Here is a 21,258-nt window from a genome sequence, read left to right as displayed (position 1 = left end):
CGGGAAACAGCTAACCAATCCGGTCCCTTGTGGGACCGGCGCAACGGCAACCTTCACCGGTGTTCCGTGGGTGCTCCTGGCTACGAACCAAGTACTGCTTACACCCGTGTAACCACCGGCCAAAGGACACTGTAAGCGGTCCCTCGCACAGTTTCGGAGACGACTCCCCACCGGACCGGACAACACGGTGGTATGACAACGAAAACCGGGCCATCTGTTCGTAGCAGATGGCCCGGCGAGGTCCCGAGTCGGTTGCCGTTGCGAGGTCAGCTGTCCCGGGGGCACACGCGCCGTTTAAACGGTTGGCGTGACACATGGCAAGTTGCCACCTGTGTAGTACGAAGTCAAAGATCCCACCCCCCTTGTCCGGAACCGATATCGCACCGACCGGACAATCCCGGACAATTCGCCGGGCAAACCTGCAGGTCAGGACCATGGCTTGACAGCGGGGCTCGCACCAAACTCTGTACCAAAGTGTGTAGGTGTTTCGCACCAACGGCGTACGCCGGACGGCGCTTCCCGTCCGGCGCCTCGGTTTGCCATCAACCACGGCAAACGGTCACGAAACGGTGACAGCGCCTGACGGGCTGAACCTCACAACGCCGTTGCTCACCGCAACGAAATCGAAGTTGTCCACAGGTTTCGTACCAACGCGCGGGGTACGCCTACCGTACGCCGCGCCGGTACATCAGATCTGTGGAAAGACGGCAAGATCTGCCGTAACCCAGCCGCCTACATCAGCAAGGAAGAACCCCGGTTGTCGGTCCGGCCTGCCGCGAAGCCGGGACGTGATCGCCAGCCCGGGAGGCGACAAAGCCGCACCACCCGCGGTACCAATGGCTCGTCGACAACGACGAGGCCGCCGCCGGTACGTACACGAGCAACGGCCGCCTGCACGGCAGTCTCTAACTAATGCGGTAGTTAGAGACTAAGCGCTTAGTTATTGACGACGTCTCGTGTTCGTGTGACTCTGAGGTCATGACGCAGACGAGAGTCCCGTACGGCGAGGTCGTGGAGTTGTCGGCGGTCCGGGTCAAGATGGGCGCCGGACGTACGGCGCCCCAGCCTGATCCGCTCGGCCGCGCTCTGATCGGGTACGCCGCGGATTTGGCGCCGGCCGAGCTGTGGGAGCGGGGCAGGGGAGTGTGGAAGGCGAAGGTCGCCGCGATCGCGGAGTCGGATCTGGCGATCCTGGCCGTCGACGGCCAGGTCGTCATGGTCGGCACGGTCAACGGCGTCACGTTCCACGAGGACCGTGTGGCGATCAGTGGCCGGCCGCTGCCGACGCATCCGCTGATCGGCGGGCCCGATCCGCTCCACAACGACTCCCGCAACCCGATCGCCTACGGCCTGGTTCGGACGATGCCCGCGTCGGCGTTCCCCGAGCAGGTCGCCCGGCAGCGCGACGGCGGCGAGGTCATGGCCGACGCCGTGCGGGTCCTGACCGAAGCAGCCCGGCGACGCCGGCCGGTGTACCGGCCGGCCGAGGGCGGCGGCGTCGAGCAGGATCCTGACGCGACCGAGCCGGCGGACTGGGCCGAGTTCGTGGCGCAGGCGCTGGTCGCGGCCGCGGCCAACGTGGGCGGGATCGAGACCGCTCTGTCGGGGCGGTCCGGGTCGTGGGAGGCCGACCACGTACGGCAGTTGGTGCTCGGCACGGTCGGGGCGGAGGAGGAGTACCTGTGGGAGCACCGCACCGAGCCGCTGACCATCACCGTGTACGTCGACGACATCCTCACCGACCGCACCGACGCTGGTTCCGAGTACCTCGACGCAGAGGACGAGATCGAGCGGCGCCGTGACGCCGCGGACGAGGCGGCCCGGGCGGCATTCGACGACTCCGCGTACCTCTGGTACTACGACCGCGGCCCCGGCGGCGAGGGCGGCGAGTGGATTCCGCGTGACCCGGCGGCGCCGGCCTGGTCGTGGGATGCGTGGCGTGCCGAGCTGGTCCGCGATCAGGTCGATCCCGAGCTGATCGAGAAGGTCGAGGAGAGCCTGCGTACCGGCGTCGGCCTGTTCTCCGGCGAGGCGGGCGAGGTGAACACGACGTACCTGACGAAGAGCCCGGAGGCGGCGGCCGCGCTGCGGCGCCAGGAGGACGAAGACACCGCCCGCGACGCGCGGTATGACGCGCTCCTGCAGCGTCTGGAACAGCAGCAGCGCCGCGAGTGGATCGACTACGGCCAGGCCCTCAAGGCACACATCGAAGCCGCCGTACCGCGGGCCCTGTCCGGGCTCACGGTCCCCGTCGAGGTCGTCCTCGACAGCAACGCCCCGTCCGGTACCGACACCGGGCGTGGGCTCGGCTGGACCGTCGAGGACCGCCTGATCGAGGCCGCGATCGAGGCCACCTCCAGCCCGGCCGACCTTCCCGGCACGCCGCTCGAACGTCTCGAAAACCGCGTAACGCAACAAGAAGACGGAGGCCAGTGATGCCCGGCCCGACCCCTCGCTACACACTCCGGCAAGAGACCGCGACCGACCCGTTCAGCTGGGCGCCGTACGACAAGCAATGGGACCAGTTCATCCGGCCCGCCCAGCTGGGCAAGCTCGACGCCGCGATCCTCACCGACCGGCTGAACACTGGCGACGTGGACTGGATCCCCGCCGCCGAACGCCGCCAAAGCGCCTGGTGGCCGGTGGACCGCAACGACGGGCACTACCCCGACGACTCCGAAGTGTGGGTGCTGTACCCGGGCCCGGGCGACGACGAGCACGACCGCGACACGTGGCACTGGCACACCGGCTACATCCTCGGCCAGGTCGCGGCCGACGAGTGGGAGGTCGCCGTCGACGACGACCGCGTCCTCGAGGACCCAGGCCAGGACTGGGTCCCGGCCTGCCTGCGCGACTCCTCCGAGATCCGGCCACGCAGGTGGGCCGGCGACGCGGCCGCCGCCGGCTACCCGCCCCACCCGCGCCGCCCCGCAGGCCCCGCCGCCGCGGACGCCCCGGCCCGCCACCATCAGCCCGGAACAGCGACGTGACCGGCGGAAGCGACACCCCCGACAGCGCGCGGCCGCGGGGACCGGTGCACATGCGCGACGGATACGGCCACAGCGGCTCCAAGGTCCGGGCGTACTGCTCGTGCGGCTACGGCACCACGCCCCGTGCCAGTCAGGAGCGCGCGGACGCGGCCCTGACCGCAGACCACGACCTGGACCCGCCGGTGTGCGCACTGTGCGAACGCGACCGCGGCCCCGCCACCGACCCCGGTGGCCGGTGGCGCGACCTGGAAATCCTCACCATCCCGCCGCTCGGGCAGACCCCGTACGGCGACCGCGCCGACACCGTCGACGACGTCGGCACGGTGGACGACGGCATCGAGCAAGTGCTGGTGTGCAGGACCGACAAGAACGCCTGCCGGGATCTGTCCGATCAGCGGATGTTGCATCTGGACCGGGCCGCGTTCGAAGGCTTCGGTCTGGAGTTCGAGGCCCCGCGGCTGCGGGCCCTCCCCGGTGGACCGGCCGGACTGTCGGCCCGGCGAGGGACAGTGAACGATGAAGAAGGCGGCCGGGACCGCCCTTAACGGCCCCGGCCTCTCGCCAACACTACGAGAGGACCTCACCATGACCAGCTCGCCGGATCTGGGCCCCGCGCCCGATCTCAGCAACTACGACACCCTGAAGGCCGATGCCTACGAGTGGTTCCTGTCCGATCACCCGTGGGCGGTCGCTGAGCGAGAGCGCCGGGCGGCCGAGTACTACCGCGAAGAACTGGACCGCGCGGCGCATGTACAGGCCTGGGCGACCAAGATCGATCTGGCCGAGCGGGGCACGCTCGGCCGCGACTTTGAGGGCAACGTACGGCGCCTGGCGGAGATCATGCGGCCGATGGCGGAGAAGGCCCAGCAGCGTGCCGAGGAAGAGTCCGCCGTGCCGCGGGAGGACGCGGTCCTCGAGGACCGCCGTCGCCTGGAGATCTCGCGCCAGGTCAGCGACGAACCGGACTACACCTACCCCGAGCACCTGACCGGCCCCGGCGCCGCGGCGTACCCGCCGCCGGCCAGCGGATTCACCAAACGGAGCACCGAGCGCAGCACTGAACCGGGCACTGAACCGGGGCACTGAACGATGACCACCCAGCTGCCATACCCTCACACCCGCAACGACTACGTGGCCTGCCGCGAACACGACGCAGACGTTCAACTGATCGAAGAGCCCGCGCAGCCCGCACACATCCGCCCCACCCTGCTCTGCCAGCGCTGCCTGGGACGCATCCTCACCATGCAAGTAATCCACGGCGCCGGCGACGACCTGACGGCGCCGTCAACCTTCACCCTCGTTGTTGCTCCAGCTCGGCGGCTGGCATGAGCGAGCAAGCGAACAGCTGGGCCTGCGAGGTGTACGGACCCGACCTCCCGGCCGAACTCGGACACCTGTGCTTCTACGCCCAGATCGAGCGCTGCACCAGCGAGGCACAGTGCCATCAGCGGATGATCGCCTCGCGGCAACAGCTCTTCCAGCGGATCAACGAACTGGCCGCCGCCGGTGACCCCACCGGCGAATACCTGGCCGGCGAGTTCACCAACCCGTCCCAACTCCTCGGAGTGGACGAGGAGACCGAGCAGTGACCGGCCGCGCTAACCGCCGGCCGAAAAGCCGAGGCCGGGAGCGGCCGCCGCACGGATCGCCCGTCGCGGAAGCCGTCGACCACAGCGATAACGCCGGAATCGACGCCAATCTGGGGTGCCGGTAAGGAACGTGTCACCAGCGGCAAACGGCGAGGGGTAGCGCTGGAGCTGTGGGGGCGGGAGGATCGCCGATCGTGGATCGGTCGATCGAACTCGACGAGCTGGTCGAGAAGTGGACGCTGCTGGATGACGAGCAGGAGTTGGTGGCTGGTAAGCGTGGCACGACCAGGCTCGGGTTCGTGCTGTTGCTGAAGTTCTATCTTCAGCATGGCCAGTTTCCTCGCGGTCGGAGCGCGCTGCCAGATGACGCGGTCCGGTTCGTCGCTGAGCAGGTGAAGGTACCGGCGTCAGAGCTGGGGCTGTACGAGTGGGCCGGTCGGACGAATCGGTACCACCAGGCGCAGATCCGCGAGTTCCTGGGGTTCCGGGAGTGCTCGGTTCAGGATGCGGAAAAGCTGACGGCCTGGTTGGCGGGTGAGGTGTGTGAGGACGAGCGCCGGCGGGACCGGGTCCGGGAGCAGTTCCTGATCCGGTGCCGGGACCAGCGGATCGAGCCTCCGACGTCTGGTCGGGTCGACCGGGTTGTCCGTTCGGCGCTGCACCAAGCGGAAGTCGCGATGACGTCCCGTATCGCTGCCCGCTTGTCGTCGTCGACGGCTGAGCGGCTCAGGTCGCTGGTCGCCGCGCCCGAAGACGCCGGGGACGGCGGCGAGGATGGTGAGGACTCGGTGCTGGCGTTGGTGAAGTCGGATCCGGGCAACGTGAGCCTGGAATCGATGTTGACCGAGATCAGGAAGCTCCGCGTCGTTCGGGGATCGGGCTTCCGCCGGGCTTGTTTGCGGATGTGGCGCCTCGGGTGCTGGCGGAGTGGCGTGCCCGGGCGGCGGTGGAGTCGCCGTCGCATCTGCGCGCTCATCCGGAGGCGTTGCAGCTGGCGCTGCTGGCGGCGCTGTTCCGTGCCAGGGAGCGGGAGATTACTGACACCCTGGTTGATCTGCTGATTTCCACGGTGCACCGGATCAATGCCCGCGCGGACAAGCGCGTGACGCAGGAGCTGGTGAACGCCTTCAAGAAGGTGACCGGTAAGGAGAACATCCTGTTCTCGATCGCCGAGGCGGCGCTCGGCGCGCCGGACGACGCGGTGCGCGATGTCGTGTTCCCGGCGGTGAGCGGTGGCGAGCAGACGCTGCGGGAATTGGTGCACGAGCACAAGACGAAGGGCCCGGTGTATCGGCGTACGGTGCAGACGACGTTGAAGGCGTCCTACACCAACCATTACCGGCGCGGCCTGATCGAGCTGCTCGATGTGCTGGAGTTCCGCTCGTCGAACACCGCGCACCGCCCGGTGCTGGACGCGCTGGAGCTGGTGGCCCGGCACAAGGACGGCCGGTTCACGTTCTACCCGGCCGGCGAGTACGTGCCGGACCACAAGGGGGTGCTGGGGAACTGGGCGGACCTGGTCCGCCGTACCGACAGCAAGGGCCGGACCAAGGTGGTGCGCTCGGCGTACGAGGTGTGCACGTTCCAGGCGCTGCGGGATCAGCTGCGCTGCAAGGAGATCTGGGTGGTCGGCGCGGACCGGTGGCGTAACCCGGATGAGGACCTGCCTCGTGATTTCGAGGCTCGCCGCCTGGAGCACTATTCGGCGTTGCGCAAGCCGCTGGACCCGACCGCGTTCATCGACCAGATGCAGACCGAGCTGCGCGCCGAGCTGAGCGCGCTCGACGAGCAGGCCGACCAGCTGAGCTGGGTGGAATTCCGCGACCGCGGTAAGCAGGGCGCGATCAAGCTGACGCCGCTGGACGCCGCGCCGGAACCGAAGAACCTGCGCGCGCTGAAGGCCGAGATCCGGACCCGCTGGGGCACGGTGCCGCTGATCGACATGCTGAAGGAGGCGGTGCTGCGGACCGGCTGCCTGGACCAGATCACCGGTACGGCGGGACGTGGTGACCTTGACCGTGAGGTGCTGGCCCAACGGCTTCTGCTTGCGGTGTACGCGTACGGCACCACACCGGGATCCGCGCGATCTCCGGCGGCGAGCACGGCCACTCCGAAGACGATCTGCGCTACGTGCGCCGCCGGTACCTGTCGGTCGACGTTGCGCGGGCGATGGCGACCCAGATCGCGAACGCCACGTTCGCCGTACGGCGTCGCCGGGTCTGGGGTGCGGGGTCGTCGGCGGTCGCGTCGGACTCGACGCATTTCGGGGCGTTCGATCAGAACATCTTCACCGAGTGGCATTCGCGGTACGGCGGCCGCGGGGTGCTGATCTACTGGCATGTGGAGAAGAAGTCGATGGCGATCCATTCTCAGGTGATCAGCTGCTCGGCGTCGGAGGTCGCGGCGATGGTCGAGGGTGCGATGCGGCACGGCACCTCGATGGAGGTCGAGGGCAACTATGTCGATTCCCATGGCCAGTCCGAGATCGGGTTCGGTATCACGCGGCTGCTGGGGTTCGACCTGCTACCGAGGATCAAGCGGATCAACGTGGTGAAGCTGTACCGGCCGGCCGCGGGCGAACCGGACGCCTATCCGCGGCTGGTGCCGGCGCTCACCCGCCCGATCCGGTGGGACGTCATCGGTGAGCAGTACGACCAGATGGTGCGTTATGCGACAGCGATCCGCTCTGGTACCGCGTCGACCGAGGCGATCCTGCGTCGATTTCGCACGGCCAATGCGCTCCACCCGACCTACCAGGCGATGGTCGAGCTCGGCCGCGCCCAGAAGACTTTGTTCGTTGCCCGCTACCTGCGCGACCGTGACCTGCAGCGTGAGATCAACGAGGGCCTGAACGTGGTCGAATCCTGGAACGGCGGCAACCAGGTCATCTTCTTCGGCAAGGGTGGCGATATCGCCTCCAACCGGCGCGACGAGCAGGAGTTGTCGGTGCTGTGCCTGCGGGTCCTGCAGTCGGCGCTGGTGTACGTGAACACGCTCATGGTGCAAGACGTCCTCGCTGACGATGAGTGGGCCGGCCGGATGACCGACGTCGACCACCGCGGCCTTACCCCACTGTTCTGGACCCACGTCGCCCCCTACGGCGAAGTCCGGCTCAACATGGACCGTCGGCTCAGCCTGCGCGCCGACGCCTGACGCCCGTACAGCCCGCCACGGGAAATGTCGGCGGGCGCCGGTAGCTTGCCGACATGTCTGCCTTGACTGACGAAGTGCGCGATCCGGCCAGCCCGGTTGCGCTGTGGCTGCGGGCTACGTTCCCCGGGCACAAGGAGGTTCAGGCCTCGTTCCGGGTTGCCGCGGGCCCGCAGCAGCTGCTGATGCCGGCCACGGTCGTGCCGGGGACGCAGGGCGCGGCGATCGACTGGTGGTTGCGGATGCTCGTCGACGAGTCCGTGGCGCTGCGGCTGCCGCTCGGCGGGCTGATGAAGCGGTCTGGACCGTGGATGGCGGCTGGGCTGGAGCTACTGTCCGAGCTCGGTGGCCGCCGAGCACAGGTGGACACCGCCGGCGCGAGGCCCACGGTCGGGGCGCTGGCACCAGCCCGGTTCGCCGACCGGCCCGATGAGTGGTGGGCGCGGGTCTGCTACGCCCTGGCGCTGCTGGGCGAGTTGTTCCGGGCGGCGTCGCTAGAGCACTCCCGCCTGATGAGCCTCACCGCGGCAAGCCGGGCCGGGGATCTGCTCGCGTTGGCGAATGACGCTGAGGTCGCTGACCTGATCGCGATGCGGGACCTGGCCTGCAAGCAGCTGCTGCCGCGGTTGCCGGACGGTCCAGTCACGTCCGGGATGACGTTCGAGGGCAGCGCTGATCTGAACGCCGACGGGGACGTGATCGCCGGCGGGATGCTGGTGGACTTCAAGGCCGGCCAGGGCGGAAAGCCCCGCGCCGACGGTACCCGCGCTGCCGCGCTGGCCCGCGCCGACCTCGACCAGCTCCTCGGCTACACGCTGCTCGACTACTCCGACCGCTACGCCTTGCACACCGTGGCGATCTACGCCGTACGGTTCGGTCACCTCGAGGCATGGCCCATCATCGATCTGTGTACCCAGCTCGCCGGACACCCCATCGATCGTGCCGACCTGGCACGGCTGCGCGGCGAGTTCGCCCACGTGCTGCGGGGGCCGCTGCGCACATACTGGGCACAGCGGGGCAGGTAGTGCCCCGGGGGAGCTACGGAGCAGCCATCATGGGGCTGGACTCCCGGCCCTTGTCACCGGGGGCCGGTGTAGCAGGCCCGCCGAGTGAGAAGGTGACGGGTCGGCTGGTGGGCAACGCGGCTGACGAGACTGTGCCCCCTGACGGTTGCGCCTCCCGCTTCACGTGGCTCTGATCTGCGAACCTACGCTCATGCCAAAGAGTCGCGTCCGGAAGAAGACGAAGGGTGTCAGGGCTTCTGCCCCATCGCCGGCCTCCCGGTCCGGGGTGCCAGGCGGCCTGGATTCCCTGCTGGTCAGCGATTGGAGCGGGCCGGCCGCGGGCTACACCGCTGCCCCGCCACTGAGCTTCGGCGGACCCCCGCCACAGGTCGTCGATCCGCTCGACGACGCCTTCGTGATCCGGGTCGGTCACCACACGATCCGATGGGAGTCATGGCCGCAGTGTGTTGCGACCACCCAGTCCGGCTACCGCTGCCTGCAGCCAGCCACCCCGGATAACCCGGGTCCCGCCCGGGCCGGGGCGTTCCTCGTGGAGAGCCGCGAGACCTATGGGTCCCGGGCGGCCGAACAGCTTCGGCGCTTGCTGACCCAGCGATGCCATCTCCACGACAACGCGACGACGGCTGCTGTCGAGTTCGAGGGGCGGGTCTCAGCCGGTGGCGAGGCATGGCTCGCAGAACTGCAACAGACCGCGGCGCTTGACGCGATCCGGGCCGAGCAGACGCGGAAGGTCAATCTGCAGAAGCTCACCGACACCGAGTGTCCGACGTGTGGTGTGGTCGGCTCGCTGAAGTGCGTTCAGTCGTCCGGCCAGAAGAAACTCAAGGGCTACCACATGCCCCGGCTCCAGGCCGCGTTCGGCCAAACCAATCACGGCCAGCCGCCGACCGTCTAGGCCTGGATCTTTGCGAGTATCCAGGACTGTCGGTCCCCCGCTTGTACAGTCTCGGTTCGGCGGATGACGTAGGTACAAGGGAGCGGACGATGGGCATCTTCGACAAGCTGTTGGGGGGCGGTGGTTCCAGCGACCTCGACCACTGCCCGTACTGCGGGGAGTCACTCACTGGCTTTGGCTGCACGAACTGCAACGTGGAGTTCGTCTTTGAGGACGGCAAGATGGTGGAGCGTGGGCTCTCGCGGCGAGGTGAGCGTTCGGCGCGGGAGTGCATGAGCTGTGGCGCTGCCATGAGCGGCGGCGGAGAGTTCAGTGCCGCGGGGGAAGACAGCGACAACGGCGAGGCTTATGTGCGGTGCCCTTCCTGCGGCTACCACAACACCTTCTGATCCCGGAGAACGAGCGTGCTTAGCCAGTCAACGTTCATCATCCCGCCTGAGATTCAGGCCGGGCTCGCCAGCGGCGACCTCATCCAGTACGGCGGCGTCATTCGCAACCAGCTCGGGCACATCGTGAAGCACCTGAAAGAAGTCCAACTTCCGGTGGGCAACAAGGCCGCAGCGGCACGAGTTGCGGCGGCGTTGAAGAACCCGCGAATGCTCATCCCAACCCTCGTGGTTGGCGCCGTTGCTGCGGGTGGCGCCGCCTTCGCCGCTGCGAAGAAGCACAAGCGCGCAGCGGTGCCCGAGTGCGTCCGGGCCTACAACGCCACCCTTGGCACCTATCTGGAGGCCGTCCACGAAGGGCGGCTTGATGCGGACATCATCCAGCGGCTCATCACTGCTCTCGACGCTGTCGTCGCGTACGACGAGAACGGCAGCATCGTGCTCGACTTCTCGACCTCGCAGGCACAGTTACTGGTCAAGCTCGTGCTCGATTCCACGAGGCAGCTTGCCGAAGAGAACTCCGTTCACCTGACCGAGCTTCTGGAGCAGGTACCGGCCTCAGACGGCGGCACGGTTGTCGACCTGCGACGCTACCTCGAGGTCCAGAGGAAGCTCTTCACGGACGCGGCCTAGCTCTCGCCGCTATTCGTGGCGGCCGTCGCTTGCCAACTGGCGATGATGTCTACCCGGAGCGGGTTCGGGCCCTTCAATTGCGGCCGACGTCCGGCCTCGAACGCCGCCGCGAGTTCACGAAGACGCTCTGCGCCCCGCGCCGGCCAACCGTGGCTCATCGCCCAGCTGAGCACCTGATCCGGCGGAATCCTGTAGCCGGCCCGCTTCAAGACACCGAGAACCGCGACAGCGTCACGCCGGTCGAGCGATCCCGCGAGGTTATTGGCGTGATTGACCATGCCCGTCAGCGCGAGCAGTCCCTGGACGACGATCGGGTCAAGGTCGGGCGCTGCCGGTACGCTCGGCGCAGGACCCAGTCGCTCCGGATCCACGGCGGAGATCCACGCATCGCTCCCTCCCTCAACCCAGGGAACGACCACCAGCGCCCGCGTCCGCGGGTCATCGGCGATCTCGCCGAGCTTGACCCGATCCGGCCAGGCGGCAAGCACCGGCCCGCCGCCCCAGCCGAACGTCGTACCCGCCTTCCAGGTCCCGAGCACAACTCCCGGACGCTTCACGAACTCGCCGAGGATGGCATGGTCCCGTACGGTGCTCTTCTGCGGCGCGTACACCAGCGGCTGGCCACCCACAGCCTTGGCCTGCGCCATCAGCCAGGCGAGCGCGTCGCGCACGCCCCGGTCGCCATGCCTGGGGCCGGAGGCGATCGCGGCGGGATAGTCGCGCCATCGGGAAGACCCGGTGATCATTCGGTGTCCGGTTTCCCGAGCAGAGCCCGCTCCGTCCTGCCGTCCTGACGGATCCGCTCCCGCAGAGTCTCGCCACGGTCCTTGATGATGTCGGACGCGATCTTCACCCCACCGGCCGCCACAGCGGTGCCGATGGAGATCGCCGCCTCTGCGACGCCGAAGGTGTCGCGCTTCTCTGCGGCTGCGTCGTACGCAAGCCTCTCGGTGTTCATGGACAGCAGTCTGCGCTACGCCACCGACAGATTGGCCCAGAACTCCCGAAGCTGGCCCCAAGTGACAAGTAGCGGTTCCGGGATCGTTCGGCCCCCTTGTTGGCCCAGGACTCCGGAAGCTGTCCCCGGCCGCAAAGTAGCTGAGCCCGGTGCGGGCGCTCGGGATGTCGTTTCATAGGTGGTCACTCATGAAACACGTCCGCGGGCGCCGGTGGTACACGGCGAACCGCGTTTCATGAGTTGTTGCAAACGACTGGACGGGTGAACCGCACTCATGAAACGCTCTGGCCTTGTGAATAGCGATCGCCAGGACTACCGGCGCGTGGAAGAGCACGCCTGCCCGATGTCGACCTGTGCCGTCTCGCCCGGGTCTCCGTGCCGTACGACGAAGAGGAAGGTGGCGGTGCAGTACCACACGGCCCGCTTCCGGCTCGTGCCAGCGCTGGCGAAGGTGTTGAGCGTGGCGACGCCGGCGATACGCCGGCCAGGGGCGGTGTGGACCGAGCTGCCACGGCCGGTCGAGGCCGGTGTCGATCCTGCCGGGCATGTCCGGATCGGGTACGCACGGGCGTCGACGACGCGCCAGTCGCTCGACTCCCAACTCGATGCCCTCAACGACACCGGCGTCACTCGCGTGTTCTCCGAGAAGATCTCCACCCGCGCAACCCGGCGGCCCGAGCTCGAAGCCGCAGCCAAGCTCGCCGGCGAGATCCGCGCCTCCGGAGTCCGGGTGACCCTTGTTGTTCACGAGCACAAGCGGCTCGGCCGCGGCATCGAACTGGCCGCGCTGGCCGAGGAACTGAAGGCCAGCGACATCGGCCTGGAGTTCCTCACCGGTGAACTCCAAGGCTCGCACAACCCATCCGGGGTCGTGTTCACCGTGCTGGCCGCGCTGTCAGGTATGGAACGCGAATACATCCGGGACCGCACCCTCGAAGGCCACGAGTCGGCCCGCAAGCGAGGCAAGACCATCGGCGGCCCCGGCGTCACCGACCCGGACATGCTGTCCATGGCCCTGCACCTGCGGGAGCAGGGAGCGAGCCTGCGCGACGTCGCCAAGCGCCTGGTCATCACCGCCGGCAAAAAGAAGGGACAACACCCCTCACCCGCCACCGTGCTGCGGATGCTACGCGAGCACGACGAACAGACAGCAGCCCCTCAGGCTGCAGAAACCATCAGCGAGGCACGTCCGAACGGAAAGTCACGGTAAGCCGCCGAACCGAGGCCTGCTAACGGGACTTTTCGTTCGGATGCTCGTCATACCCCTTCACTGCTGCTGGCAGCCCTTACCGGGCACCCGTGGAGTAGCTCATCGTAAGTTGCCGCTTATCTACAACATCAGCGCCGCCGGCGCCGGAGCGGTTCAGAGAGGAGATCGGCCGTCATCTCCGCATAGCGATCGAACAGGATGTCTACGCGCTCGAGCTCCGACATGCCTGGCCTGTCGTATACGCCGAACGTTGCGTCGACTGCTGAATCGAGCGCGTCGTGGGCCGTCTGCAACCGTGGATCGAGGTCACCGGGCGGATAGAGATCGGCGAGCGCATCGTTGCCAAGTTCTGCTCGTACGCTCTCAATCGCCTGTCCTGCGGCAACGATTGCATCCCGAACGTGTGGATCTGGCGCCGGCAATGGGAAGTTGTTCCACACGATGGTGTTCGAGAACCTCAGGCGAGACTCGAGCCGGCCTCCCACGGTCTTCTGCCATGCGAGGAACATCGAGCTGGACAGGAGCGCGAAGGCCAGCCCGTCGGGGTCTGAGACCATGAAGTTCGCGTCACCGCAGATGACATCGGGTCCGAACCGCGCCACCAAGAAGTAGTGCCGATCTTCGGACACGTGTCGGGGAATGCCGACGAAGGGTACGTCGTGAACTGCTGGGCGCTGGCCGAAGAGGTGGGGCGTTGCGGCCATCGCTGCGGTTGAAGCAGCTCGGCTCTGTGATCTGAGTTCACGTACGGCATCGAGGCGCTGTTGCAGGACGGGTGATTTCGCAATGTCGGCTGGGTCGAGGTCCACCATCCACAGACACCATCGGTCCTCACCGTGGAGCAGTTCGCGTGCCTGGATGAAACGGAGGAGGTACTTGCGCGCGATGGGGTCTGCGCGGACCTGGTCTACCTCTTCTGGCTCGACGATCAGGTGACCGCCGTCGCGAGCCATCGCCCCGAATGTGACCGGAGTGAGCACTGGGGAGATGGGCTGCGAGCGCTTGATTGCGTAGACGATCGGGCCGTCGGCGAGGTAACCGTTGATGCGCTTCGCGGGGATGACGGTGGGTTTCGCCTTCGGGCTGTCGTAGTCGTACAGCAGCGGGTTCGCGGGGCTGCGTGCGAACCCGACGATCACGCAGTGAACGGCTGCAGCGCCGGCGGCCTCAGACTCCCATGCGAACGTGCGGTGGGCGAACTTGATCTGCCACCCCCCAGCGAAGATTGGCTGGAACAGGTGCGGGACCGGATCTCCCTGGGTGGCGGAGCTCGTCGTGACGAAAGCCCAGAGCCCGTCCGTCGTGGCGAAGTACCGCAGCGCCTTCGCGTGCCAGCCCGTGACGTAGTCCAGGCGGCTGATGTCGTCACGGCCCCATGCGTCACGTAGCTCCTGGGCTTGGGCCTCTGATCTTGTCGCATGCCCCAAGAATGGAGGGTTGCCTGCGACGACTACATTGCTCGACGGCGGGCACACCTCCTCCCATGGGATCTGCAGCGCGCTTCCGACGACGATCCGGGTTTCCCGCTGGATCGGTAGCCGCTGCGGCGCGTCTCCGAACCGCTCCTTGAGTTGCAGGTCGCACTGACGGTCGACGAGGAACATCGCGGTCTCGGCGATCCTGGCCGGCCATTCGTCGATCTCGATCCCGTAGAAGTGGTCCAGGGTGACCTTCAGGTCGAGGGTGGGATCGAAGGAGAGCTGAGAGAAGCCCTCAAGCTCTTGGAGCGCGAGCATGACGTCGAGTTCGAGCAGACGCAGCTGCTTGTAGGCGGTGATGATGAAGTTTCCACACCCGCACGCGGGGTCCATGAACCGGATCGCGCCGAGCTTGTCCCACAGCGCCCGCAGGGCATTGAGCCTCTTCCGGTTGGTGTCCCTGGCGAGCGCGGCCTCGAGCTCGGCACGGAGCTCGTCGAGGAAGAGCGGCTCGAGGGTCTTCTTGATGTTCTCCTCTGACGTGTAGTGCTCCCCGAGCTCGCGTCGGGTCTGGGCGTCGCGAACAGACTGGAACATCGAGCCGAAGATCGCCGGGCTGATCGTCGACCAGTCCACCGCACAGGCGTCCAGGATGGCGTCGCGGAAGTCCTGATTGAGCGCCGGTAGGTGGATCTTCTCTGCGAAGATGCCCCCGTTGACGTACGGGAACGACCCCAGTTCCGCAGGCACACCGGCCCGGCTGCTCTGCGGGGTGTCGAGAACCTCGAACAGCTCATTGAATCGCTGACCGACGTCGGAACCGGCGCGGGCGGTGTGATCCTTAACGAAGTCCTGGAACAGATCCGGTGTCCACATCTCGGTGTCGTCGCCGAAGAGCAGGAAGAGCACCCGAGCCAGGCTGACGGAGATCTCATGGTCGCGCTTCTTGGCGTCGTAGCCGGCCGGGTAGGCCTTCTCCACCGCGGCGTACATCCCGGCCATGAGCTTGGATGCCCGCTTGGTTTCGTTCTTGCTCTCGACGTCGAACGCGCCGCGTACCTTCGCCAGCACCGCGTTGACGTCCAGCAGAACGTCATCGGGCAGCCGGATGGCCTCTAGCTTGTCTGCGAAGCGGGGGTCGCTCGACCCCGTTCTGTGCACGTGACGTGCGGACCGAGAGGTGACGCCAGCACCCTTGCTGCTGCGAGAGGGCCACCGCCACGCTTGCACGTCGGCCTCATGAAAGATCACCAACCGGTTCGTGGTGGTCTTCGCGATCAGATGGTCCATCCGCGCCTCCACCGCTGATCCGGGGAACGCTGGCACTTCCCACACCCGAAGGCCCTTGTAGGACGAGATGTTGGTGGCAGTTAGCGACGTGCCGTCCTCGAGGGGCAAGGCCACCGGGGGGTGGTCAGGAGCGCCCCAGTTGAGGTCGTGGCGGAAGAGGTCGCCGTAGTCGCGCTTCTCCGACTTGCCGACCAGCTCATGGGTCATCGGTCGGTCACCCCGATCGAGCACACGATCTTGATCTCGTCCCTCTCGCTTGCGCCAATCACAAGTCGATCCTCCTCGTGCAGCTGCCTGACCAGGTCTGCGAGGTCCTGATCGCCGTACTTGCTGCGGCGGGCCTGCCGCAGCCGGATGCTCGCATGCTCGGTGAGCGGCCGGTCCATCATTGCGGCCAGCGCGTCGCTCGCGTCGGCCCCGAAGAGCGTGCCGCCTAGCCGCTCGACCGCCCACTTGCGAATGCCCCTGAGGTTGCCGACGGCGACCATCTCCGTGGTCAGCTTGTCCCGCACCAGCCGAGCCTCACGCTCGAAGTGGTCAGCCCGCAGTTGAGCGGTCGGCGTGGACTCCTGTGCCCGGAAGATGTGCAGTGCCTCGAGCGGGGTGAGCAGCCGCTCGACCAGGTTGCCGTCCTGGTCGTGGTAGGAGGTCGCGAACGCGTCGACTCCCGACGTGGTGCTGGCGTAGCAGGTGACTCCGCTGCGGACCTCGTGGTCGTAGGGATCTCGGGTGCTGTGCACCATGTCCTGCATCCGGGTGACCTTCTGCGCCAGCTCGGACTTGTCGTCCTTGACCCGCGACCACACGAGCCAGGCCTCGCTGACGGCGTCGGCCTCACCCTCGGCGGCGTCGAGCTGGTCCTCGTCGGGGACGTTGCCCTTGTAGAGGTCGTCGAGGATGTTGATCTCGTCCTCGTCGCCGAAGAACCGCTCGTCGGATCCGAACGCTGCGGCGTTGTCGCCCAGCCGCTGCCGGATCCGGTGTCGTAGCCGGGTGGCCTGCTCGACCTTTTCGTGTGTGATCAGGTAGATGAAGACCTCCTCGGCCTTCTGCCCGACCCGGTCGACGCGGCCGGCCCGCTGGATGATCCGGATGATCGCCCAGGGCAGGTCGTAGTTGACGACGATGTGCGAGTCCTGCAGGTTCTGGCCCTCCGACAGCACGTCGGTGGCGACCAGCACGTCGATGGGATTCTCGATCTCGGCTCGCGCCCCTTCTTCGCCGGGCAGCCGGTTGCTGTCTGGGGAGAACCGGCGAGCGATGCCGGCGGCGTCCTCGGTCTGTCCGGACGCGAGCCCGACGTTCTCGATGCCGGACTCCTGCAGCGCCTCGGCAACGTACTCGGCGGTGTCGACATACTCGGTGAAGACCAGCACCTTCTCGCCGGGATGCTCGGCACGCAGCAGGTCAACCAGGGCATTGACCTTGGAGTCCTTGCTCGAATCCCAGGAGCCGAACCGCTCCAGCAGCCCGGTGAGGATCCGGTTGTCCCGCTCGAGGTCCTTGCGCAGCGTCTTCTTGAAGACCTTGGTGCTCAGCCACTTCGTCGCCGCCGGGAGCTTGCGCTGGAGTTCGTTGTAGCGGGTCTCCATGCTGCCGTGCAGGTCGGTCTCGTCGTCGAGTTCGCGGTCGCTGACTATGAACTGGTGGTCGCTGAAGCTGCCCAGCGGCACGTCGAGGCCCTGGTCGATGGCGTAGGTGAACAGCTCGTTGCGGGCCCGCTGCCGCTGCAGGCTGAGGATGAACGAATGCCCCGAAGACGACAGCCGCTTGAACAGCCCGACGCGGACGAACCCGCTGACGTTACCGCGCCCTGAGCGGATGTCGGCCAAGATCTTGGCGTCCTGCTCGGAGTGCGGGGCCTTGGGGTCGTCGTAGTCGGCCAGCCGGTACCGCGGGAGTGTGAGATCCCGGATCGCGTCCAGGGTGTCGTCGTCCTCCATCAGCCGTGCCGGGTCATCGGCGGAGAACGAGTGGCTCAGCGGCTTGGCGACGCGGGTGGGGAAGTGGAACCGCTGCCCGTTGGCGAACTGCAGGTACTCCTGCTCCGCCACAGTCCCGTCAGGCCGGGTGACCCGTTCCTTCTTCGCGGTGCGCTTCACGAACGACCGGGTGCGACGCACCAGGTGGTCGGACATGAGCCGCTTCCAGTCCTCGGGCTCCTCCGAGCGCCGGAACGCCGCGAGTGTGGTGATCTTCCCGTCGACCTTGTCGGCCAGGGTCGCGTCCTTGCCTAGGGCCACCGTCGGCTGGATCCCGAGGTCCTCGTCGTCGTCGATGTACAGGCCGATCTGGTTGGCCACGTCGGCGAACGCGAGGTTGTACGGCGTCGCGGTCAGCAACAGCACCTTCGACCCGTTGCGCCGCACGTACTCCCTGATTGCTTCGGAGGCCTTGGTGGTGTTGTTGCGCAGGTTGTGCGACTCATCGCAGATGACCAAGTGGAACCGCTTGAGCTCTGACAGCTTCTTGTCGGCCATCGAGTACGGGATCACCCGGGCGCCAGTGAGCTCGTACCTTTCGAGGTGCTCCTCCCACATCCGTTCGAGGTTCTTCGGGCACAGCACGAGTGTGGTGTAGTCCTCCGCGGCCTCGAGCATCAGCGCGGTCGCGACCGCGGTCAGTGTTTTGCCGAGACCGACCACGTCGCCGAGCATTGTCCCGCCGCGGCGCACGATGCGGCGCGCGAGGGTGCGCACGGCGGTCTCCTGGTAGTCCAGGAGCAGATTCTGCATGGAGGGCGGCAGCACGTATCCCATGCCCTCGCGGGCGTCCTCGGACAGGCTGTGGCAGACCTTGAGGTAGACCTCGTAGGGCGTCGGCTGCTGCTCGGAGGCCCATGAGTCCTCGATGAGGTCGATGATTTCGGCGGTGATCTTCAGCGAGAATCGGTCGTTCCACCGGTCCTCGAACCAGCCGGCCAGCAGCCCGGTGGCCTGGGCGTCGACGACGTCGATGTTGAGCTCGAGGTTCTTGTAGAACCCAGCTGCGGTCAGGTTCGACGAGCCGACGTAGCCGCGCTTCTCGAGGTACGGGTTCCCAGGGGCGTGGAAGATGTAGGTCTTCCCGTGCAACGGAGCGTTGGTGAAGACCTTCATCTGCACCGCCCCAGACGCCAGCTGAGCGCGCAACTGCTGCAGCGCGCGCTGCTCGGCCTGGTTAGGAACACCGCGCATCAGCTGCGTGCGCAGGTGCCGCACCAGCTGCTCCTTGGCCGCCAGCGCCTTCTCGAGGCTGTTGATGTCCGCGCCGTACGCCGCCGGCTGCACTTGCTCCTGCAGGGCGCTCAGCATCGCCGCGGCCTCCGACGGCATCACCATCCCGACCAGCACCCGCGCGATCGGGCCCTCGGGCGCCTCCTGGAGCTTGGAGTCGATGATGTCGGCGAAGCCGCTCCAGCCGCGCAAGTCCAGATAGCCGGTCGCGACATCCACTGAGTCGAAGTTGCTCAGGTCGCCCTGCAGGGCCAGACCGAGACGGCTCTCATCCGTGATGTTGTCGAAGATGCTCGGCACTCAAGTCCTCCCCCGCGCGGGCCCAATCGTGTCTCTCGACACTAACCGAGAAACCGCCCTCACTTGGCGGGCCGAGTCCGGTAGCCTCCACCGACAGCCTGGCGACACGTCACGGGGACTCGTCCATTTATCGGATCGTCTCCGCCGAACGTTACGAAGGTGCCCGAGGCGCTCCTGCGTTGGCAGATAATGCTGGAGCCGGGGGCCAGGCGGGAGCTGGCGCCGGAGCTCCTGCGCGGACGACCGAACGGATCGAGCAGAACTGCTGGCTCGCGACAGGCACCAATGCCGAGCTGACGGCTATCCTGCGACGCTCGCCCCTCAGCGCTGAATAGTGGTAGCGCGCGGCGACTACAGCTGGCCGACCTCCACGAGAAGGAGTCGGAACAGGCCCCGCGAGCCCGGAACGCGGGAGTAATCCCGCCACTGCAGTGGATAGGTTCCGGTCAGTTCAATCGGATCGGTCCGGTTCTTCATAGTGCCGGCGCCCGTGTTGGGTCCCCAGGCGCGCTTCCCGGTCAGGGCGGTTCCCTCGTAGATGCGGAAGGCATCGGCATTGGTGGTGCGGCCGTGGGTCGCCGGCCGCCAGTACATCGGATCGTTGGTGATGGCGACGAACACGCCGTTCCAATTCGGCCGCCGGCCAACGAAGCGTTCGAGCCGGCTGATGTCCTTCACCGCGTCGTAGGCCCTGATGTCCTGCGCACCGTGGTTCTTCAAAGCAAAGTCCTCACCGTCGGTGTCCCCGGCCCAGGCCGCTGTCAGGTACTTCAGCTCGACAGCCGTGTGCCGGTCGGTATCGGGACGCGAGACGAGCAGGTCAAGGCGGACGTTGGGTTCGGGATGAGTCTCGAGGCGAACTTGCAGGAGCGGGTCGAGGCTATGGGCTTCCCAGGCGAATGCGTGTTGCATGTCGGCTTCAGAGTGGAAGACCGGCCGTCGCGAAGCCATCCCCGTGAGCACAGCGCCGACCGGCACACTCGCTGCAAGGCTCACCATCAGCTATGTCCCTCCCGATGTCAGATTAGAGATGGCTTGGTCGAACGCGACGACGGTTGAGGTTCGCGAACGGCAACGCGCCGGTCTGAGCCTGGAAAGCGGTGAGGAGCAGCGCTTCGACGTCGCCTGGATCCTCGTCCGTTGGAAGCCATGCGACGAGGAGCTCGGTGGAGTCACGGAGCTGCCAGATATAGCGGCCACCCCAATGACCTACCGCTCCACCAGCACCATGGTGACGATATTCATCAAGGCGCTTGCGTAGCCCCCGGCGCCCGTCAGCACCCGCAGTGGCCTTGCCGAAGTAGACGACCTCCACATCATCGACCCAGGCGGCCGTGAGAGTCGCTGTGTCGACGGTAGGGTTCCGCCCCTTGTGGCGCCCTGCAGGGCTCTCCGGCAAGAATTCTGGTGGCGGCGCAGCGACTCGGACCACGGAGTACACCCCGGACACAGCGGGGACGTCGCGCGATGGCAGCTCCTCGAACCGAACGAAACCGTCGAAGCCAAGCGCCTCGAGGTCTATTCGGTGTGTGGCCATGCCAGCAGTGTCTCCCAGTTCCCCGATATCGGCTCCTTGTGCGATCCTCGCCTAGGCCGTGGGTACGATCCAACAGGCCGTCGGCGACGCCATGTCGTTCAGTTCGACCAGAGTAGTGAGGTTCAGCATGTTTGGACGCCGTCGGCAACTGACTACCCTGGTGCGCGCCTGCAATCTGCTGCATCGGGACGCCCCGGTGACCGCGCCGGAGGTTGTCAAGCTCGGACGTGCCCTCGTTCTTCGCGTACGACTCAACTACAACAGCTACCGCATCGTACAGATGCATGCCGGCGGGTGGATCACGTTCGACGTCTTCGTCGATGAGCGGACTGGTGATCCCTTGACGGACGATTTGCACAAGATGGCCGGCCTAGCTGGCGCGGGTCCGCTACCCGTGCTACAGAGATGGGATGCACACGAAGTCGCATCGGCAGTCATCAGCGAACTCGTAGCGTACTGGGATGCCATGACGGAATCCGACGTGGACGGTCGAGCACGCCAGTATGCTGCCAAAGCACGCGCGACAATCCATCTGGACCACGAGTAATCGACAGCGCTGAGCCAACCAGCTCGTCAACGGCCACCACACCATCTCCAACTGGCCATGCTTACGGTTCCAGCGCTGCCCCTCACCGTTTGCCGCTGGTGACACGTTTCTTACC

At 66.8% G+C, this 21,258-nt stretch carries 20 protein-coding genes; 15 read left to right on the top strand and 5 right to left on the bottom strand.

All coding sequences use genetic code 11. The annotated features are described in order from the left end of the window. Positions 1–978: 978 nt before the first annotated feature. The 12 genes from ACGFI6_RS40400 (at position 979) to ACGFI6_RS40345 (ending at position 10,668) form a co-directional block, all read left to right on the top strand. On the top strand, positions 979–2,436 hold the full coding sequence (locus ACGFI6_RS40400; RefSeq protein ID WP_393128005.1) for a hypothetical protein: 1,458 nt from the start codon (positions 979–981) through the stop codon (positions 2,434–2,436). Further along, positions 2,436–2,990, top strand: a complete 555-nt coding sequence (locus ACGFI6_RS40395) for a hypothetical protein (protein WP_393128004.1) — start codon at positions 2,436–2,438, stop codon at positions 2,988–2,990. Before ACGFI6_RS40400 ends, ACGFI6_RS40395 begins: the two co-directional genes overlap by 1 nt. 50 nt (positions 2,991–3,040) lie before the next feature. After that, on the top strand, positions 3,041–3,535 hold the full coding sequence (locus tag ACGFI6_RS40390; protein WP_393128003.1) for a hypothetical protein: 495 nt from the start codon (positions 3,041–3,043) through the stop codon (positions 3,533–3,535). A gap of 40 nt (positions 3,536–3,575) precedes the next feature. Further along, the gene (locus ACGFI6_RS40385; protein WP_393128002.1) at positions 3,576–4,076 is read left to right on the top strand and encodes a hypothetical protein; all 501 of its coding nucleotides are present in this window, start codon (positions 3,576–3,578) and stop codon (positions 4,074–4,076) included. Positions 4,077–4,079: 3 nt separating this feature from the next. After that, positions 4,080–4,319, top strand: coding sequence for a hypothetical protein (locus tag ACGFI6_RS40380; RefSeq protein ID WP_393128001.1), 240 nt, complete (start codon positions 4,080–4,082; stop codon positions 4,317–4,319). Then, positions 4,316–4,579 carry a hypothetical protein gene (locus tag ACGFI6_RS40375; RefSeq protein WP_393128000.1) on the top strand — a complete coding sequence of 88 codons (264 nt, stop codon included), beginning with the start codon at positions 4,316–4,318 and terminating at the stop codon, positions 4,577–4,579. The genes ACGFI6_RS40380 and ACGFI6_RS40375 overlap by 4 nt, the downstream gene beginning before the upstream one ends. Before the next feature lie 194 nt (positions 4,580–4,773). Continuing rightward, on the top strand, positions 4,774–5,640 hold the full coding sequence (locus ACGFI6_RS40370; protein ID WP_393127999.1) for a DUF4158 domain-containing protein: 867 nt from the start codon (positions 4,774–4,776) through the stop codon (positions 5,638–5,640). 1,015 nt (positions 5,641–6,655) lie between these two features. Then, entirely contained in the window at positions 6,656–7,732 is a 1,077-nt protein-coding gene (locus ACGFI6_RS40365) for a transposase (protein ID WP_393128067.1), read from the top strand. A gap of 53 nt (positions 7,733–7,785) precedes the next feature. Then, the gene (locus tag ACGFI6_RS40360) at positions 7,786–8,754 is read left to right on the top strand and encodes a hypothetical protein (RefSeq protein ID WP_393127998.1); all 969 of its coding nucleotides are present in this window, start codon (positions 7,786–7,788) and stop codon (positions 8,752–8,754) included. 190 nt (positions 8,755–8,944) lie between these two features. After that, positions 8,945–9,649, top strand: a complete 705-nt coding sequence (locus ACGFI6_RS40355; RefSeq protein WP_393127997.1) for a hypothetical protein — start codon at positions 8,945–8,947, stop codon at positions 9,647–9,649. An 89-nt stretch (positions 9,650–9,738) separates the two neighbouring features. Next, complete coding sequence (locus ACGFI6_RS40350; protein ID WP_393127996.1) at positions 9,739–10,038, top strand: hypothetical protein; 300 nt, start codon at positions 9,739–9,741, stop codon at positions 10,036–10,038. Positions 10,039–10,053: 15 nt separating this feature from the next. Beyond that, positions 10,054–10,668 (top strand): hypothetical protein, encoded by a 615-nt coding sequence (locus ACGFI6_RS40345; RefSeq protein WP_393127995.1) that lies wholly within the window; start codon positions 10,054–10,056, stop codon positions 10,666–10,668. On the opposite strand, the gene ACGFI6_RS40340 is transcribed toward ACGFI6_RS40345, so the two are convergent. Together ACGFI6_RS40340 and ACGFI6_RS40335 are read right to left on the bottom strand one after the other, a co-directional pair. After that, positions 10,665–11,414: a hypothetical protein gene (locus tag ACGFI6_RS40340; protein ID WP_393127994.1), complete on the bottom strand. Its 750-nt coding sequence runs from the start codon at positions 11,412–11,414 to the stop codon at positions 10,665–10,667. The two genes, ACGFI6_RS40345 and ACGFI6_RS40340, sit on opposite strands and share 4 nt — an antisense overlap. Next, entirely contained in the window at positions 11,411–11,626 is a 216-nt protein-coding gene (locus ACGFI6_RS40335) for a hypothetical protein (RefSeq protein WP_393127993.1), read from the bottom strand. The genes ACGFI6_RS40340 and ACGFI6_RS40335 overlap by 4 nt, the downstream gene beginning before the upstream one ends. Positions 11,627–12,023: 397 nt before the next feature. Between ACGFI6_RS40335 and ACGFI6_RS40330 the strand changes: the two genes are divergently transcribed. Further along, a complete protein-coding gene (locus ACGFI6_RS40330; RefSeq protein WP_393127992.1) occupies positions 12,024–12,836 on the top strand; it encodes a recombinase family protein in 813 nt (270 codons plus the stop codon). A gap of 128 nt (positions 12,837–12,964) precedes the next feature. Here the strand turns inward: ACGFI6_RS40330 and ACGFI6_RS40325 are convergent, their stop codons facing one another. From ACGFI6_RS40325 to ACGFI6_RS40315, 3 genes are all read right to left on the bottom strand, one after another. After that, entirely contained in the window at positions 12,965–15,751 is a 2,787-nt protein-coding gene (locus tag ACGFI6_RS40325) for a class I SAM-dependent DNA methyltransferase (RefSeq protein ID WP_393127991.1), read from the bottom strand. Further along, a complete protein-coding gene (locus tag ACGFI6_RS40320) occupies positions 15,748–19,059 on the bottom strand; it encodes a helicase-related protein (RefSeq protein WP_393127990.1) in 3,312 nt (1,103 codons plus the stop codon). Before ACGFI6_RS40320 ends, ACGFI6_RS40325 begins: the two co-directional genes overlap by 4 nt. 351 nt (positions 19,060–19,410) lie before the next feature. After that, entirely contained in the window at positions 19,411–19,971 is a 561-nt protein-coding gene (locus ACGFI6_RS40315; RefSeq protein WP_393127989.1) for a hypothetical protein, read from the bottom strand. On the opposite strand from ACGFI6_RS40315, the gene ACGFI6_RS40310 reads away from it, so the two are divergent. Then, positions 19,970–20,320, top strand: coding sequence for a hypothetical protein (locus ACGFI6_RS40310; RefSeq protein ID WP_393127988.1), 351 nt, complete (start codon positions 19,970–19,972; stop codon positions 20,318–20,320). The two genes, ACGFI6_RS40315 and ACGFI6_RS40310, sit on opposite strands and share 2 nt — an antisense overlap. A gap of 334 nt (positions 20,321–20,654) precedes the next feature. Next, positions 20,655–21,143 (top strand): hypothetical protein, encoded by a 489-nt coding sequence (locus ACGFI6_RS40305; protein WP_393127987.1) that lies wholly within the window; start codon positions 20,655–20,657, stop codon positions 21,141–21,143. Positions 21,144–21,258 lie beyond the last annotated feature (115 nt).

Origin of the sequence: Kribbella sp. NPDC048928 (assembly GCF_043197975.1) — a bacterium.
Classification (GTDB): domain Bacteria; phylum Actinomycetota; class Actinomycetes; order Propionibacteriales; family Kribbellaceae; genus Kribbella.
This window is presented reverse-complemented; position numbering and strand designations above follow the sequence as displayed.

Coding starts and splice junctions, on each gene's coding strand:
- ACGFI6_RS40400 (WP_393128005.1), top strand. CDS start 979: ATGACGCAGACGAGAGTCCCGTACGGCGAGGTCGTGGAGTTGTCGGCG.
- ACGFI6_RS40395 (WP_393128004.1), top strand. CDS start 2,436: ATGCCCGGCCCGACCCCTCGCTACACACTCCGGCAAGAGACCGCGACC.
- ACGFI6_RS40390 (WP_393128003.1), top strand. CDS start 3,041: ATGCGCGACGGATACGGCCACAGCGGCTCCAAGGTCCGGGCGTACTGC.
- ACGFI6_RS40385 (WP_393128002.1), top strand. CDS start 3,576: ATGACCAGCTCGCCGGATCTGGGCCCCGCGCCCGATCTCAGCAACTAC.
- ACGFI6_RS40380 (WP_393128001.1), top strand. CDS start 4,080: ATGACCACCCAGCTGCCATACCCTCACACCCGCAACGACTACGTGGCC.
- ACGFI6_RS40375 (WP_393128000.1), top strand. CDS start 4,316: ATGAGCGAGCAAGCGAACAGCTGGGCCTGCGAGGTGTACGGACCCGAC.
- ACGFI6_RS40360 (WP_393127998.1), top strand. CDS start 7,786: ATGTCTGCCTTGACTGACGAAGTGCGCGATCCGGCCAGCCCGGTTGCG.
- ACGFI6_RS40355 (WP_393127997.1), top strand. CDS start 8,945: ATGCCAAAGAGTCGCGTCCGGAAGAAGACGAAGGGTGTCAGGGCTTCT.
- ACGFI6_RS40350 (WP_393127996.1), top strand. CDS start 9,739: ATGGGCATCTTCGACAAGCTGTTGGGGGGCGGTGGTTCCAGCGACCTC.
- ACGFI6_RS40340 (WP_393127994.1), bottom strand. CDS start 11,414: ATGATCACCGGGTCTTCCCGATGGCGCGACTATCCCGCCGCGATCGCC.
- ACGFI6_RS40335 (WP_393127993.1), bottom strand. CDS start 11,626: ATGAACACCGAGAGGCTTGCGTACGACGCAGCCGCAGAGAAGCGCGAC.
- ACGFI6_RS40325 (WP_393127991.1), bottom strand. CDS start 15,751: ATGACCCATGAGCTGGTCGGCAAGTCGGAGAAGCGCGACTACGGCGAC.
- ACGFI6_RS40310 (WP_393127988.1), top strand. CDS start 19,970: ATGTCGGCTTCAGAGTGGAAGACCGGCCGTCGCGAAGCCATCCCCGTG.
- ACGFI6_RS40315 (WP_393127989.1), bottom strand. CDS start 19,971: ATGCAACACGCATTCGCCTGGGAAGCCCATAGCCTCGACCCGCTCCTG.